The 15,446-nt window shown below is 68.5% G+C and carries 13 protein-coding genes and 2 pseudogenes; 8 read left to right on the top strand and 7 right to left on the bottom strand.

The window, feature by feature from the left end; all coding sequences use genetic code 11:
• Both ABZV00_RS37100 and ABZV00_RS37095 read right to left on the bottom strand, forming a co-directional pair.
• Nucleotides 1–323: transposase (locus ABZV00_RS37100; RefSeq protein WP_355615113.1), on the bottom strand; the 323-nt coding region annotated here is incomplete at its 3' end.
• Nucleotides 324–811: 488 nt separating this feature from the next.
• Entirely contained in the window at nucleotides 812–5,185 is a 4,374-nt protein-coding gene (locus ABZV00_RS37095) for an ExeM/NucH family extracellular endonuclease (protein ID WP_355615111.1), read from the bottom strand.
• A 987-nt stretch (nucleotides 5,186–6,172) separates the two neighbouring features.
• On the opposite strand from ABZV00_RS37095, the gene ABZV00_RS37090 reads away from it, so the two are divergent.
• From ABZV00_RS37090 to ABZV00_RS37065, 6 genes are all read left to right on the top strand, one after another.
• Nucleotides 6,173–7,459 (top strand): hypothetical protein, encoded by a 1,287-nt coding sequence (locus ABZV00_RS37090; protein WP_355615108.1) that lies wholly within the window; start codon nucleotides 6,173–6,175, stop codon nucleotides 7,457–7,459.
• A 360-nt stretch (nucleotides 7,460–7,819) separates the two neighbouring features.
• Nucleotides 7,820–9,478 carry an AAA family ATPase gene (locus ABZV00_RS37085; protein ID WP_355615105.1) on the top strand — a complete coding sequence of 553 codons (1,659 nt, stop codon included), beginning with the start codon at nucleotides 7,820–7,822 and terminating at the stop codon, nucleotides 9,476–9,478.
• Between the two features lie 31 nt (nucleotides 9,479–9,509).
• A complete protein-coding gene (locus ABZV00_RS37080) occupies nucleotides 9,510–9,965 on the top strand; it encodes a hypothetical protein (protein WP_355615102.1) in 456 nt (151 codons plus the stop codon).
• Nucleotides 9,962–10,180: a DUF2997 domain-containing protein gene (locus tag ABZV00_RS37075; protein ID WP_355615099.1), complete on the top strand. Its 219-nt coding sequence runs from the start codon at nucleotides 9,962–9,964 to the stop codon at nucleotides 10,178–10,180. Before ABZV00_RS37080 ends, ABZV00_RS37075 begins: the two co-directional genes overlap by 4 nt.
• Nucleotides 10,164–11,021 (top strand): helix-hairpin-helix domain-containing protein, encoded by an 858-nt coding sequence (locus tag ABZV00_RS37070; protein WP_355615096.1) that lies wholly within the window; start codon nucleotides 10,164–10,166, stop codon nucleotides 11,019–11,021. Before ABZV00_RS37075 ends, ABZV00_RS37070 begins: the two co-directional genes overlap by 17 nt.
• Nucleotides 11,014–11,676, top strand: coding sequence for a 4Fe-4S single cluster domain-containing protein (locus ABZV00_RS37065; RefSeq protein ID WP_355615094.1), 663 nt, complete (start codon nucleotides 11,014–11,016; stop codon nucleotides 11,674–11,676). Before ABZV00_RS37070 ends, ABZV00_RS37065 begins: the two co-directional genes overlap by 8 nt.
• A gap of 449 nt (nucleotides 11,677–12,125) precedes the next feature.
• Here ABZV00_RS37065 and ABZV00_RS37060 read toward each other — a convergent pair.
• Nucleotides 12,126–12,236, bottom strand: a pseudogene (locus tag ABZV00_RS37060) (histone-like nucleoid-structuring protein Lsr2); the annotation flags it as partial.
• A 37-nt stretch (nucleotides 12,237–12,273) separates the two neighbouring features.
• Between ABZV00_RS37060 and ABZV00_RS37055 the strand changes: the two are divergent.
• Together ABZV00_RS37055 and ABZV00_RS37050 are read left to right on the top strand one after the other, a co-directional pair.
• Nucleotides 12,274–12,561, top strand: a complete 288-nt coding sequence (locus tag ABZV00_RS37055; protein ID WP_355615091.1) for a hypothetical protein — start codon at nucleotides 12,274–12,276, stop codon at nucleotides 12,559–12,561.
• A 258-nt stretch (nucleotides 12,562–12,819) separates the two neighbouring features.
• On the top strand, nucleotides 12,820–13,353 hold the full coding sequence (locus tag ABZV00_RS37050; RefSeq protein WP_355615088.1) for a hypothetical protein: 534 nt from the start codon (nucleotides 12,820–12,822) through the stop codon (nucleotides 13,351–13,353).
• A 110-nt stretch (nucleotides 13,354–13,463) separates the two neighbouring features.
• On the opposite strand, the pseudogene ABZV00_RS37045 reads toward ABZV00_RS37050, so the two are convergent.
• The 4 genes and pseudogenes from ABZV00_RS37045 to ABZV00_RS37030 all read right to left on the bottom strand — a co-directional run.
• A pseudogene (locus ABZV00_RS37045) lies at nucleotides 13,464–13,583 on the bottom strand (IS5/IS1182 family transposase); the annotation flags it as partial.
• Between the two features lie 71 nt (nucleotides 13,584–13,654).
• Entirely contained in the window at nucleotides 13,655–14,020 is a 366-nt protein-coding gene (locus ABZV00_RS37040) for a transcriptional regulator (protein ID WP_354968207.1), read from the bottom strand.
• Nucleotides 14,017–14,712: a hypothetical protein gene (locus tag ABZV00_RS37035; protein WP_355615085.1), complete on the bottom strand. Its 696-nt coding sequence runs from the start codon at nucleotides 14,710–14,712 to the stop codon at nucleotides 14,017–14,019. Before ABZV00_RS37035 ends, ABZV00_RS37040 begins: the two co-directional genes overlap by 4 nt.
• A gap of 289 nt (nucleotides 14,713–15,001) precedes the next feature.
• On the bottom strand, nucleotides 15,002–15,337 hold the full coding sequence (locus ABZV00_RS37030; RefSeq protein ID WP_355615082.1) for a hypothetical protein: 336 nt from the start codon (nucleotides 15,335–15,337) through the stop codon (nucleotides 15,002–15,004).
• Between the last annotated feature and the right edge of the window lie 109 nt (nucleotides 15,338–15,446).

Genomic DNA, 15,446 nt, shown 5'->3' with positions numbered 1-15,446 from the left:
TCGATGATCCCCGCCGACGGCTCCGGATTCCGCCCGTCCTGCACCCGCGCCTTGACCCGCAGCGTGGCCAGCAGGTTCTCGGTCACACCGGCGTCCTCCCAGCGCACGAAGTACCAGTACACCGTCTGCCACGGCGGCAGATCCGCCGGCAGGTACCGCCACGGACACCCCGAGCGGACCACGTACAAGATCGCGTTGACGATCTCCCGACGAGGGTGCTTCTCCCGCCGCCCGTCCGTGCTGGGCTCCGGCAACAACCCTTCGATCAACGCCCACTGGGCATCGGTCAGATCCGACGGGTAACCACGACGAGGCGACGACACCCGGACACCCTGCCCGCCCCGGCGGCCATCGTCACGCCGCCACACCGTCCACATTCGACCTTTTCAAACACGCACTTAGCCGAGGGGGCTCAGGGTTCGAATCTCGATGGCTGGTCGGTCCTGTGCAGTGACGCGGCTCGGACTCACGGGGCGGAGCGGTGCGGGCGGAGGCGGCCGCCGATGCGTCGTCCTCCGCCGTTCGATGACCGGCGGCTTGACGCCCGCTAGCCCGGACGACAGGCGTTGCTGGGAGCGGAAGATCGGTCTCGCTCATCCAGTGACAGACCTCGAACGTCTTGACTGTTGCCCAACCCCGCACCTTCTGCCCGGAGCGGACCCCTGCGATCGCTAGAACAGCCAACAAGAAAGCGGTTGTCGCCGCGGAAGGCACGGTTGTCTCCGACGAACGTCTTGACCACTGCGACTGGAACAGAGTCAGCGGCCGGAGCCTGTCAGGCTCCGGCCGCTGACCGCGACTCACATATGGATTACAGTCGCGCGCACTGGCCTGATGCGGGGCCCTTAACGCTGTTGGGTCGGCTCTCGTTTGCCGGGGCCGGGGTGTTGCCCGAGCAGGCGAGGGGTCCGCTGATGGTGTTGGCGGAGATGACTACCGGTTGGCTGCCGGTGTTGCTGTTGACGGTGATCGGACCGCTGACGGTAACGGTGTCGATCCGGACTCCACCGGTGTTGGCGGTGACCGACACTGGGCCGTTCACCTTGCCCTTGGTGATGTTCAGCTGGCCGGTCGCGCCGGTGACGGTGACCGGGCCGGACACGGTGGCGCTGGCGAGATCGAACAGGACCGGGCGGGTGGCGTACACCGGGCCGCTGATGGTGCCGCCGGTGACCACCAGCGAGGCGCCTGGGTTGACCGTGACGGGGCCGCCGATCGTGGCGTTCTCCAGGCAGGTCAGGCCCGCGGTGACCACCAGCGGCTTGCGGTACGCGCCGGTGATGGTCGTGGTGCACTGCGGACCCGCCTGCCCGACGGCCGACCGCGGCTGGGGGTCCGCGGTGACTGGCGAGTTCGCGGCGAAGTAGCTCACCAGCATGGTGAGGTCGTTGTCGCCGGTGGTTGCCGGGTCGGCGCCGTCGCCGAGGGTGGCGAAGTTGTCACCGCCCGTGGCGAGGAACGAGTTCACCGTGACCCGGTACGTGCCCGCCGGGTCGAGCGGCGTGCCATTGAGCTTGATCGAGGTGATCCGCGAGCCCTTCGGCGCGTCGGGGTTGTAGGTGTAGCTGAACCCCTTCGAGACACCCAGCCACAGCACCGGACGGGACGCCCCGTCGGGCTGCCACTGCTCCTCCAGCACCTGCTTGATCTGGGCGCCGGTGTAGCTCTTCGTCACCACGTCGTTGGCGAACGGCTGGACGGCGAAGGCGTCCGCGTAGGTCACCATGCCGTCGGTACGGTAGAGCAGGTCGGCGCGTAGGCCACCGGGGTTCATGAACGCGATCTGCGCCCCACCCCGGCCCGGGTCCTTCGTGCCGGCGAGCTGCACGTCGGCAATGAAGTTGCCGAGCGCCGACTCCTTGCCCCGGTCCTCGTTGCCGTTGGTGTAGGCCCGCTTGATGTCCGCGGTGATCGAGCCCAGCTGCTGCTTGCCGAGCTCGCCTGCCTTGGTCTTGGCGGCGGCCACGATGTCGGCCACCGCCTGGTCCTGCGGCGCGCCGACCACGTCGACCAGCTGCGCGTCGGCCGTCGTGACCTGGCCCGTGTTCGGGTCGTAGGTCAGCGCGACCTTGCCCAGCCGCTTGCCGTAGTCCTCGGCCTGTACCACCGGACGCAGCCGGTCCGATCCGGGGACCGGGAGCTCGAACGCGTACGGCTGGTGGGTGTGACCGCTGAAGATCGCGTCGATGGTGGCGTCGACCCGGGTGAACTTGCCGAAGACCGGGTCGTTGGCCAGCGCCTCGGCGGAGGTGATGTTCTCCGTCGCGGCGCCCTCGTGCGCGAGCAGCACCACCACGTCGGCCTCCCCGTTATCCGGGTTGCCGTCCTTGAGCTGGCCGGCGACCAGGTTGGCCTCGGCGACCGGGTCGCGGAAAGTCAGCCCGGCGATGCCGTCGGGGCTGACCAGCGACTTGGTCTGCTCGGTCACCACGCCGACGAAGCCCACCCTCACCCCGCCCACCGTGCTGACGGAGTACGCCGGCAGCGCCCTGGCGTCGCCCCGGTACACGTTGGCGCCCAGGTACGGGAAGTCGGCGCGGTCGGACACCCGGCCGGTGAGGTCGGCGATGCCCTTGTCGAACTCGTGGTTGCCCACCGCCGAGGCGGCGAGGCCGGCCTGGTTCAGCGCGTCGATCGTCGGGTTGTCCCCGTCGATCGCCGAGATGAACGTGGATGCGCCGATGTTGTCGCCGGCGGACACGAACGCGGTGTTCGGGTTCTGCGCGCGCAGCTGCCCGACCAGGCCGGCGAGCTGGGCGGCGCCGCCGACCGGCTGGCCGCCGACGGTGGCTGGGGATTCCAGCCGGCCGTGGAAGTCGTTGATGCTGAGCAGCTGCAGGTTGACCGGGTTCGCGCGGGTGTTGATGCCCACCACGAGCGGGTTGTGGTCGCTGGCCCGGTACGGGTTCGCCTCGTAGAAGGCGGACAGCCCGTCGTATTGGAACGCGTACGACTCGACCGCGTTGATCTGCCACACGTCGACGCCGGTGACCCGGGCCGCGAGCGACGGTGAGGCGAGGGCGTGGTCGAGGGAGCCGGACTCGCCGCTGAAGACGTAGGTGGCCTTGCCAGTGTTGTTCAGGTCCCGGTACTGCTTGTCGTAGAGGACCTGCATCGGGTCCTCGTGGGTGTAGGCGTTGAAGTCGCCGAGCAGCAGCACGTCGTCGGTGCCGCTGTCCGCCTTGACCTGGTCGACGAAGGCGGCCAGCGCCCGCGCCTGACGGACCCGGTCGCCGTTCCACGAGCCCTGGCCATCGCCGGTGTCGGCGTTGTCGCCGGTCCCGGTGCCGCTCTTGGACTTGAGGTGGTTGGCGACCACGGTGAAGGCGATCTTCCCCGCGGTGAAGGTCTGTGCGATGGGCTCGCGGGCGTTGGACCAGACGGTCTCGTCGTTCACCGACCGCGACGGGCCCTTGGGCTGTACCTTCGCCGGCTTGAAGATGATCGCCGTGGTGATGAAGTCCTGCTGGGTCGGGCCGGGCAGGTTGGCCGGGCTGCGGACGTAGTCCCAGGTGCCGTTGCCGTCCTTGGTGTTCAGGGCGGCAACCAGGCGCTTGAGCGCCTGCTGCGGGTCGCCTGCGTCGAACCGGACCGAGTTCTCGATCTCCTCGAGCGCAACCACGTCGGCACCAAGTGCGCTGATCGCCGAGACGATCTTCTCCTCCTGCTTGGCCAGACCGGCCTCGTCAGCGGCGCCGCGGGCGTCCCCGCCGAAGTGCACGAAGTAGTTCAGCACATTGAAGCTGCCCACCCGCACGTCGCCGCCGACGTCCACCGGCTGCGGGGTACGCGGGTTGGTGGTCTTGAAGCTGGTCCGGGCGGGCGGCGCGGTGTCCGCGTCGACCGGGGTGGTGGGCTGTAGGCGCCACTCGTTGAAGCCGTACGAGAGCACCGACGACCCGAATGCCTCTACCGAGTCGCCGACCCGCAGCGGGCTGGCCTTCGACAGGTACGGCGGCAGCAGGCTGGCGGTGGACAGGTTGGTGGTCCGGCCGTCGTCGAGCAGGATCCGCGCGAGCTTGTTCGCGGCGGCCACCTGCTTCGCCTCGTCCGAGCCCGGACGGGCGACGTCCGTGGGGTTGGCGGCCGGACGGTCACCGGCGGTGAGCACGACCTCGCCGTAGCGGTTGGTGTTGTAGACCTCGGAGACGGTGTACTGGCCGACCGGCGACACCAGCATCGACTCGACCGACTCGCGGGCGCCGTCGGCGAGCGGCAGGCCGACCGGGACGGGCGCGGGCAGCGTCTGGCTGTGCTCGCAGACCTGCAGGTCGGCCTTCGCGCCGATGGTGAGCTGGGTGAGCCCGTTGAACTCGCTCGGGGTTCCGCTGACCCGGACCCGGTCGCCGATCGCGACCGACGGGTGGTTGGCCGTGCTGGTTGTTAGGTAGACGAAGATGCCGTCCGAGGCGGTGCCCGCGGCGACGGGACGGTCCCCGCCGCTGCCCGCGGTCTGCACGTAGACGCCGTTGTAGCCACCGCTGCGATGGTCGGCGGTCACCACGCCTTCGACGGTGACCCGGGCGCCCGCGAGCGGCGTGGCGTCTCCGCCGCCCTGGACCTCGCCAATGGTGTGGTCAACGGTGACGGTGCAGCCCGGAGCCGGATCCGGGTCGGGATCACCGCCGCCCGGGACGGTGTTCACGGCGCCGAAGCTGCTCGGCGCGGGGGCACGCCACGTACCGTCGATCTTCTGCAGCGATTCGCCGGCCGGCGTGGTCGCGGTCTCCGCGACGCCGATGTCGACGCCGGTCAGCCCATTGGCCGGCCCGCCGACGGCGGTCATCGTCCCCTCGTAGGTGAGGAACTCCGCCACGGCACCGCCCGGGGCGACGAGCGCTACGCCGTCGGGCGACCCGTTCTGGATGCCGTCCGTCGGGTACGTCGCGACGACCACACCGGCCGCCGGCATCGGGCCGCTCAGCGTGCGGGTGTTGTAGGCCGCACCGTTCGCGCCGTTGTACAGAACGATCTGCCAGCCGGTCAGATCGAAGCCGGCGGGCGCCTCGATCTCGATGGCCTCGCCGGTGTCGGTACCAGCGTTGTCATAGTGGATCTCACTGATAAAGGGGTCCGATGCCGCTGGCTCCGCCAGCGCGGGTGCCCCGCTGGTCAGAAGGAGCGCGCCGCTTGCGAGGAGGACGCTGAACACGTTGCGTGTTCGTTTGCGCCGGTTCCGGTCCATTAAGTTCGCCTCCGATGGCGGGGTTGGCCAGGTGGAGATTAGAGGCCTTTTCCTGTCCGCCCAAGAGCCGCCAGGTGTATGGAGCGGATTGATCACGGCTAGATGAACAGAACTGATCGAGGCTGCCGACCGATTGTGGCGATCGCATCGGCCGAATGGCCATTAGCGACAGACCCGCCGGATGACCGCTCGGAGCGCCAGTGGCCGGAATGCCGCTCGAAACAGGTCCGGTGCAGGCTGATTCAGTCGTTTCCCCGGGCAACCTTGCGGTCAGTTGATCATTTGGTGAACCTTGTTAGCCGCGGTTGTGGGACTCCGTGGTCGACGGCGAGGACAAGGGCAACCTCACGGCAGGTGCGACACGCCGCCGGGGGTCCTGGCCACGCAGCCCGGCCGGTTGCCGGCCAACCATGCAATCGGTCAACGATCTGTCGTTCTCGGCGCCCCCGGGCTTGACCCCGGGGTGGTCTAGCGTTGCAGCTGGTCCTGCATCGGCGATGACCACCTCCGGGCCCGGCCGGCGGACGACCGCAGCCTTCGACGGGGTGATCCGCAAGAAACGGTTGCACGTCGACCTGACCGAGAGAGCCCAGCAGACAGCCGGCACAACGAGCGGACCCGGAGGCGGGGCCGGGGCCAGCGACACTCGCGCTTCTGGGCTCGGAGACGTACGTGTCGCCGCCGCCTTCTTCGCGGCCCGGATCACCCCTCCTCGGCGAGGTCGGATGGCCTGTTCAGGAGGTTCAGGGCCCGCCCGCCCGGCGTTCACCTGTCCATTCCTACCGGCCGCAGGGCTTCCTCACGTCGCGGCTTCGGGCCCGCCAGCGGCGGGGCCGGGGCAGAGATAGATCCACTACCTCCAGTCATCTGGCCTCCTCGATGCCGATGGTGTTTCGCGTAACGTCTTCGCACTTCGGAGCGCCTTCTGGTCGGCGGGCCCGGATCCGATCCCGGCCCGCGTCGCATATCGGATCAGAACGGGGAACGATGAGCCGAACAGCAAACAGGGGCCGGCGCGCCCGGGTCTGGATGGTGGGGGTGGGCGTGCTCGCCCTCCTGGCCGCCGGTGCGGGCACCGCCGTGGCGGGCAGCGACCGGTCCGCCGACGACAGCGCGGCGGAAGCGCACCTGGTCGCTGACAGCACCAAGTCGAAGGCCGACAAGACGCCCCAGTCTCCGCGGCCGGGACGGAAGCCACGTCCCACCGCGTCGCCGACGTCCAGCCCGACCGCCAGCCCGACGCCGACCCCGACCACCACCACCTCGCCTCCGAGCACCGACGTGAACGCCCAGATCCCGATCCCGGGGTACGTCACCGGCTTCCGGTTCGGCGACATCCTGGTAGACGAGGCACGCGGCCGGGTCTACATAACCGGGGGCAAGGGCACCGACGGTCTGATCGTCACCGACCTGGACGGCAACGTCCTTCGCACCCTTCAGGGCATCGCGCCGGGGGCCGCCGGGATGACGCTGAGCCCGGACGGCAGCAAGCTCTACATCGCCGCCGGCGACCAGGACTGGCTCAGGATCGTGGACCTGGACACGTGGGAACTGGACGGGCAGTTCGCTGGGAAGACCGACGGGACCATGACGTGCCCGAAGGACATGGCCTTCGCGGCCGGCCAACTCTGGGTCTCCTGGGGATGCGAGAACGAGCCCACGGCGGGCATCGGCCGGGTCGACCTCGCGACCGGCAAGTTCTCCGTGAACGCCGTGGACGCCATCGACGAGCGGATCAGCTCGGCGATGCTGCTGGCCACCTCGCCCGCTCAGCCCGACATGCTGATCGCCGGCGCGACGGGCACCAGCCCCGCCCTGCTGGTCCGCTTCGAGGCCACCGCGACGGGGCTGGTCCAGCGGGCGATCAGCCACACCGACGGTGGCTCGGTCGCGCAGTTGGCGGTCACTCCCGACGGCACCGAGGTGATCGTCCCCTCGGGCGCGCCGTACTACCACCCGGTCCTGCGCACGTCCGACCTCGTCGAGGTGCACCGGTACCCGACCGTGACGTACCCGAACGCCGTGGCGATCCGGCCCGACGGCCTCGTCGTCGCCGGCACCAACTCGTCGTACGACAAGGACGTCTGGGTCTTCGAGCCGGGCGGCATCACGCCGATCATCACGTGCGAATTCGGGCACCTGCCGAACCAGGAGACGTGGGCGCACAACCTGGTCAAGGGGGGGCTGGCCGTGTCCGGCAACAAGATCTACGCGGTCACTGACCAGTTGGCCGAGCCGGAGATGGTGACCTTGCGGATCCGTACCCTGCCATGACACCCGACGCCCGGCCCGTCACCGACGGGCCGGGCGATCGGCGGTCGGTCACCGCTGGGGCATCGCGGTGAGGGGCCCGAGGTCGTTCTCGGCGAAGGTCGCCGCCCTCTCGCGGTGCTGGCTGGCGTGGCGCTGGTGGTGGCGCGCCGCCGTCGGGTCCGCTTCGACGCCTGACCTTCACCGGAACGCCCCCGCTGCCGTGAGGTGGTGGGGGGCGTTCGTGTTTGCCGGACGCGGCTACTGGCGCTGGTAGCCGCTATTTCGCATGTGAAGATTAGTGCCTATTTCCTTGGATCCGGTCCTGCCTGTGGCCTGCTACAGTCGGCCGGCCCGGGTGGCGGTCGGCGGGGGGAGACGGCGATGGCGAGGCCTTTCCGCGAGGCACTGTCGCAATTGCTCAAGGCGCGCTTTCCGATCCTCTACGTAGAGTCGTACGAAGAGCATCGGGTGGTCGCGGAGGTGACGGCCGTGGCCCGCGATGCGGCCATGGTTCGTACTCCCAGGACTGTCTGGACCTGGTCCGCGACAGAAGGACTGGTTCAGCCGGACGGTACCCCGAGGAAGGGCACGACGGACCCGGAGGATGCGCTCAAGGCTGCGCTTCGGATCGACGCGCCCAGCGTGCTCATGTTCAGGGACCTGCACGTGGCGCACGGGGGTGGTGACCGGCCTGGGAGCCCGGGGGTGGTTCGGCTCTTGCGGGATGTGGCGGCGGCCTTCAAGTCCGGCCCGGTCGCGCGGTCTCTGGTGCTTATCTCTCCCGTGCTGCGGATCCCGGTGGAGCTGGAGAAGGACGTCACGATCGTCGACTTCCCGCTGCCCAGTGAGCACGAGATCCGAATGGTGCTTGAAGGGATGATCGCGGCCAACTCCGCCAGCGGCCGGATCCGCATCGGCCTGGATGCGGTGGGGAGGGAGCGGTTGGCGAAGGCGGCTCTCGGTCTCACGCTGCAGGAGGCGGAAAACGCATTCGCTCGCGCGATGGTCAACGACGGTGTGCTTGACCTGGACGACATCGCAGTGGTGCACGAGGAGAAGCGGCAGACGGTACGCAAGTCGGGGCTGCTGGAGTTCGTCGATGTCGACGTTGACCTGGCCGACGTCGGTGGTCTGGAAAATCTGAAGCGGTGGCTGGCCAAGAGGGATAGTTCCTGGTTGGCGGAGGCGGCGGAGTATGGGCTTCCCGCACCGCGCGGTGTGCTGATCACTGGCGTGCCCGGCTGCGGCAAGTCGCTCACCGCAAAGGCCGTCGCCGCCAGCTGGGGCTTGCCGCTGCTGCGGTTCGACATCGGTCGGGTCTTCTCCGGGCTGGTCGGATCCAGCGAGCAGAACGTGCGCAACGCTATCCGCACCGCCGAGGCCACCTCACCGTGCGTTCTCTGGATCGACGAGGTCGAGAAGGGCTTCGCCAGCGGCGGCGCCGGTGGTGACTCGGGCACGTCATCTCGCGTGTTCGGCACCTTCCTTACCTGGCTGCAGGAGAAGACCGAGCCCGTCTTCGTCATTGCGACCGCGAACAACATTGAGAGCCTCCCGCCTGAGATGCTGCGCAAGGGGCGCTTCGATGAGATCTTCTTCGTCGATCTTCCGACCATTGCGGAGCGCGCCTCGATCTGGGCCGTGCACATCGCAAAGCGGCTGACGCACCCTGTTGTGGCCAGAGACCTCACCGTCGACGACGCGCTGCTAAAGGAGCTCTCGGGGCTGAGTGAGGGCTATTCGGGAGCCGAGCTCGAGCAGGCAGTCATCGCCGGTCTTTTTGACGCCTTCTCTGAAAGACGCCCGTTGCGCAAGGACGATCTGGTCCACGGTGTGGTCAACATGGTGCCGCTCAGCGTGACCCAGGCGGAGCGGATCAGCGCCATACGCGCCTGGGCAAATATGCGTGCGGTCGCGGCCACGGCCGCGGAAGACTGGGACCTTCCTGGCCGTTCCGGGACCCCCATTGCGTCCACGGCTCCTACCCAACCCGGCGATGCACCACCCCCTCGCAGTGGTGGAAGATCGGTCGAGTTTTGATGTCGACGACAGGACCGAGGGGAGTGCCCCGTTGAGCGTCTCACTGATACTGGTGCCGCTGGCCGTGGCCGCGGTCGCCGCCGTGCGCGGCGCCACCGCCGGCCGCGACGAGCGTGGCCGCGTCATCTGCCAGGTGCAGACGCGGATGCGGGATGAGAGTTTGCTCTCCGCCGCGCTGCGCGAGACCAACGCCCTGGTCAGCGCCGACGATCGGGAGATTGTGGCGTCCTGGGACCGTGTACAGGCGACTTTCCAGCGCGGGCCGGACGCAATGTGGTCTGCGCACCTCACGGGTGACGTTGACGAGCAAGGAGCCGTCGACATCGTTCGCGCCATCGACGTCGAGTATGGGCGGCAAGTGCAGCGTGCGGTGCTCGAGCGGCTGCGGGAACGCGCCCCGGCCGCCGGACTTCGGCTCGAGTCGGAGACCGTCGCCGAGGATGCGAGCGTACGGATGGTGTTCGCCGTCGAGGGGCGGTCGTCATGACGGAGAAACCACAAATCGTGCTGACCGTGACGAGCGAGGGCGTCGTGAGCGCCGAGACCAAGGGCATGGTGGGAAGCGGCTGCCTCGACTACGTCGCGATCCTGGAAGATCTGCTCGACGCACGCACCATTGAGAGCGCCTACACCGCCGACTACACCAGAACCAACGTGAACGTGCAGAACCTGCAGGAAGAGCGCAATGTCGAACGTGCCTAACGGGCCATGGGCAACCCCACCGCCCCCCGCGAACCCGGGCGCGAGCCTGCAATGGCGGATCCAGCACAGCTGGTGGCTCCTGCTCCCAATCTTCGGCATGGGCTGCCTCGCCGGAGCAGGCTTCCTCTACGTCGGGCTTCGCGCCCGACGACCAGACTGGTGGATCCCCGGCATCGCCTACACCGTCATTGGCGCCGGAAGCATCTCCTTCTCCGACGACCCAGGCAAAACGACCACCGTGGGCGGCTGGGCTACCGGCACACTCGTGGCCGTCTGGGCGGCAAGTATCCTGCACGCCGTTCTCATCAACTCGGCGTGGCTGCGCTGGCGGGCAACCCATATTCCCTGGTACGCACAGCCCACTGCACCACCACCGACTTGGACCGGCAGCCCCTACCCACCGGCGCCGGCTGGGCCAACGCTCTACACGCCGACATCCGCGCCGCCATCGGTCGCCAACATCATGCCGAACCCGGCCACCTACTATAGGGCAGGGCCAGCAGCAGTACCGGTACCTGCGCAGCAGACCCACGTCGCGCGCCCGCACCCCTCCACGATCCCGCCGGCCACGGCCGTGGCCCCGACGGCCGTCAATGTCAACACGGCCACGTTCGAGCAGCTCGCTGGACTCCCGCACTTCCACCCAGACCGCGTGCACCGGGTGATCGCCGAGCGACAGGCGCGCCGCGGGTTCGGCAGCGTAGCCGAGTTCGCCGCGGTAGCGAACCTTGCACCGCACGAGTTCGCCCACCTCAGAAACCTGCTGACGTGCGCACCTCCGCAGCGGTGGCAGCCCGGCCAGGCGCCGCCACCACCGCACGGCCGTGTGCTCGATGTCTAATCACAATCTCGCTCCCCGACACACCACCGACCCGGCGCTGGTGTCAATAGCGAGGTTCCTCCCGTCAACTCGCGCCGAAGGACCAGGTGAACGCACTGCGGTCTGGGTGCAGGGCTGCGCTATCCGATGCCCCGGCTGCTTCAACCCCCACATGTGGACCTTCCGAGGCGGTGAGCAGCTAGCAACGGACGCCCTGGTGACCCGCATCCTCGACTCGGGCACCACCGGGCTGACGCTGCTCGGCGGCGAACCCTTCGATCAAGCCGCCGCATTGTCTAGGGTCACTCGCGCGGTACGGCGGGCTGGCCGATCGGTCATGACCTTCACCGGATACACCGAGGCGCAGTTGCGGCGGGCCATTGAGGCGGGCCGTGAGGATGTTGCCGCGCTGCTCGGCGAGACGGACCTGCTCGTTGCTGGACCGTTCCTCCGCGACCGGATCGACACCGTTCGGCCCTGGGTAGGCTCAACGAACCAGGAATTTGTCGTGCTGAGCGACCGCTTCCCACATCTGCTCGACCATCTGCAACGCACGCCCGACCGCGTGGAAATAAGCGTCGACGCCTCCGGCCAGATCGCGGTCAACGGATGGGCGGAGCTGGAGTTGCTGGACGAGCTGCTCGCGCCGGTAGGCCGACCCCTACGCAACCGATGAATCCGGCCAGTGCCTTCCGACCTGCATGCGGTCGCCTCCCCAACGGGGTTACGGCGCGGAACGCGGTGACGGTAACCTCCGCGTCCGAACCCCTGCGCGAATCAGGCAGGACCACCTGACCGTTTTCTGAGGGCTCACCGTCCATCCGACCGATCGCTGGTCCACCCCCGCCGGCATTTCGTCGATCTGGACATGGCCGCGCTGATCACCTATGTCCGACCGGCGGACGAGATTCGCCGGCGGCGGACCTGCGGATAGGCGGTGGACCGCTGCCAGAGCAACCTCCGCCACCAGGTGCGGTCGACGAAGGAGTTACTCGCTTCAGCCTCGACAAAAGACTCACCCCGCGTCGGCCTGCACCCGCCACCGATCCGAGTCCTCGTCGCCAGGCAACCAGGAGTTCCGGGCACGCCACGTTGCTACATGAGCGCGGTCTCGACGGCAGCCGGTCAGCGATTGTTGTATGCCTCCACCACAGAACTCGGGATGCGTCCCCGTTCGGAGACCTCGTAGCCGTTCTGCGCGGCCCATTCACGGATTGCGCCGCTCCGCGCCCGGTCGGCCGTCCGCGGAGTCGCGGGACGCCCCGATCGGCGGGTGACCCGGCCTGCGTCGACACCCGGCCGGTATGGCAGTGGCACGGACCGGGACAAGCCGCGCGCCGAGGCTCTCGCCGCAGTGCTGGCAGTGACTACGGATTCGACGCTGCTGGGCATCCAAGCGGGAGTGGCGATGGCCGACCCGGTCGGGATCAGCAGCCCGACCGTAGAGCTCCTGAAGGCGGCCGGTGCCGACATGCACGTCGCCGAGCAGCATGCTGCCGAGGTGCGGGCCCGGTTGGAATCTCAGGGCACGCGGTACGACCTCGACAACCCGAGGGAGTAGGTCGGCAGCCCAACGGCCCTTGCCACTCCATCCGGGAGTCCTCCTGCCTGTCGGCATCGCCGACGGCTCGAACCCCTTTTGCCTCGCGTCGCGGCAGGCCAACTGTCGGCGTAGGGATGTCTTTTGGCTGCGCCGCTGACGAGCAGTGGTTCTCGCCAAAGCCGACCCGCGACGGAGAGGCAGGCAACGGCTCATCGGCACGACCGTGCGCCGGCTTGACCCGGTTGTCGTGACGCTACATGGCGCGCGGTCGGCGGCATGACCGCGCGCTTCGCGGCCAAGATGAGGGCGGCGACGGCGGCCTGCGTGAGTAGCCAGGATGTGCCGTACTCCCGAAAGATGCTTCCTATGGGAGAAGCACCAGCGAATCAGTTTCGCGGGTATGTGCCGCTAGGACCCAAGCCCTACCTCGACCGCTTCATGATCGAGTACCGGCTGACCGGTGTCGAACTCCACAACAAGACCCGACGCCGTAGGGCGTCGTTCCGGATCGGCGACGAGACCTTTGATGTTGAGTATCTGGTGCACGAGTGCCTGCTGCGCTCGCACGGCGAGTTCCGATGCGCCGGCGACGAAGAGGCTCTCCAGTTCTGCAGGGACACAGCGGACGAGATGGTCTCCCTGTTCGGGATGACGCGCGACGAGGCCGTGGTGGCGATCAACCGGCAATGGTCGGATGCCGAGCCGGCAGGTCGCATGCCGCGTGTCTGGATCGTCGGACTCGACATCGTCTACCACGAGACGCCGGAGTACTGGGCCGAACGCATCTTCCGTAGTCACGCATCCTCCTGATCAGCGCTGCCGCGCGGTCGGCGGCCAGATCCGTGTACCCGATCAAATGGTGTCGTCTGCCTAGTCGACTCGTCTCGGCGTCTGCGGAGGCTCTGGGTTGGACGCGCGTTGACCCAGCGCAGTGTGCCGAGGTTGGAGCCGTGGGCGGTGCCGCGGCGGGCGATGACGGGGGTGATGCCGCGGGCGCGGACGAAGCGGCGGTGGCTGTCGTGGTCGCAGCCGCGGCCGGCGTCGCCGAGCGGCACGGCGACCCCGGTTGCGAGCGCGGCTGCGAGCAGGTGTCGGCGGGTCAGTGCGGTGGTCATCGGTCCTCCTGGGTGTCGGTGGTCTCGACTCGCGCGATGAGCAGCTTCAGGCGCCCGATCTCTTCGGCGAGCGCGGTGTTGCCGGCGGCGGTGAGGGTGATCCAGGTACGGCCGCGCCGTCCGGCGTAGCCCTTCTCGACCTGGACCAGCCCGGCGGTCTCCAGCACGCCTATGTGCTGGGAGAGGTTGCCGGCGGTCAGTTCTAGTTGGGTGCGTAGGTAGCCGAACTCGACCCGGCGGGCCTCGTGCGCGATGGTGAGGATGCCGAGCCGGACCCGCTGGTGCACCACGTCGTCCAGGCCGGTGACCGGATGCGGGGATTCGGTCTCGTCCGGCTCCGGGGTGTCGGCGGGGTCGGTCACCGGGGCCGCCGCAGCCGTTGCGCCAGCGCGAAGCCGACGCTGCCCAGCAGCAGCACGCCGCCGTTGATGACCAGCTGGGGTATGAACCAGGTGTGCGGACCCCAGTGCGCGCCCCATCCGAAGTTGATCGGCACCAGCACCACCGTCAGGTACCCGATGGTGAACAGCAGCAGCGCGACGTACCGCTCCAGCCAGGCCAGCACCAGCAGGGCCAACCCGATCGCGCCGGGCGGGTCGAGCAGCCGGGACAGGAACTGGGCGAAGGCGGACGGCTCCTCCGGGTAGGTCAGCGGGTTGAGGCGGATCCACACCGCCGCGAAGGCGAAGCCCAGCCCGACGAGCGCGACGCCGGTGACCGCGTACGGCAGCACCCGGGCGTCCACGCCCCGGGCCCGGGCCACCCGCAGATACCCGCCGGCGATCACCACGTACGCCAGGACCAGCGCCGCCAACCAGTAGAACGTCACGGTCTGGAACCAGACCTTGCACACCTGGCCGCCGTTCACCGCCTGGCAGTCGCTGACGACGCGACCGTACCGGTACGCCGGGATCGCCCCGAAGATCACCAGGGCCAGCACCAGCAGCGGCAGCCACGTCACCCGCTGGTCAAGACGAACCCGGCGCGCGAGGTCGCGCGCATCAGACAGCAGCCGGCGGGGGTCACCGCCGGCGGGTACCGAGTCAGTGGTCATGCCAACAGGTTTCCATAGCAAACCTGTTTCCGCTAGTACTAGCTTCGACGGCTGCCGCACAATCAGCCCGCAGCAGTACCAGCCCGCGCGGGTCTCGGCTCCGCGCAAGGGCACGACACTTTAGTCATCGCACACCGACACCGGGATCAAGATCAGATATCCGCTCATCGGCATGATGGGACGCCCAAGCCGGCAACCTTCGGCTACAGCCAGTGACGGGCCCTTCAACGACCGGCGGGCGCGGTCGGCGGCAGATGCGGATGCCGTTACAGGACTCCGAGCCGCTCGCCTATACGTTGTCGCGTGTGGCACTCTCGTCGGCGGACATCCGGCTGATCGTCCTGGCGGCTTCGGTCTCCACCAGCGTCAGCGCACCGATCCAACTCGGATCATCCAGGTACTCCCAACTGGCGGGGTCTGCCAGCAGCACCGGCAGCTGGTCCCTTGGCACACGATCGCCGTGCGCCAAGCCCTCCCGACCGTCATCGGCAACCCGCCGCACGTAGCGGCGCATTTCCATCCAGCCGTTGTCCACCAACTTCAGCAGGACGGAGGCCAGCTCGGACAACGACGGCTCCGGCTGGGCGGGGTCCAGTTCATCGAACACACCGGGCAGGAGATCCATCTCGAACGAGTTAATGAAGTGATCTCAGCAAGAGTCGGACGGCAGTGACACTTCGTGATCTGCGGGCCGTTGGTGCTGGTGGTGTCTGGCTGTCGGCCAGACCGGGGAG

The sequence above is a fragment of the Micromonospora sp. NPDC005173 genome (genome assembly GCF_040608515.1).
Taxonomy (GTDB): Bacteria; Actinomycetota; Actinomycetes; order Mycobacteriales; family Micromonosporaceae; genus Micromonospora.
This window is presented reverse-complemented; position numbering and strand designations above follow the sequence as displayed.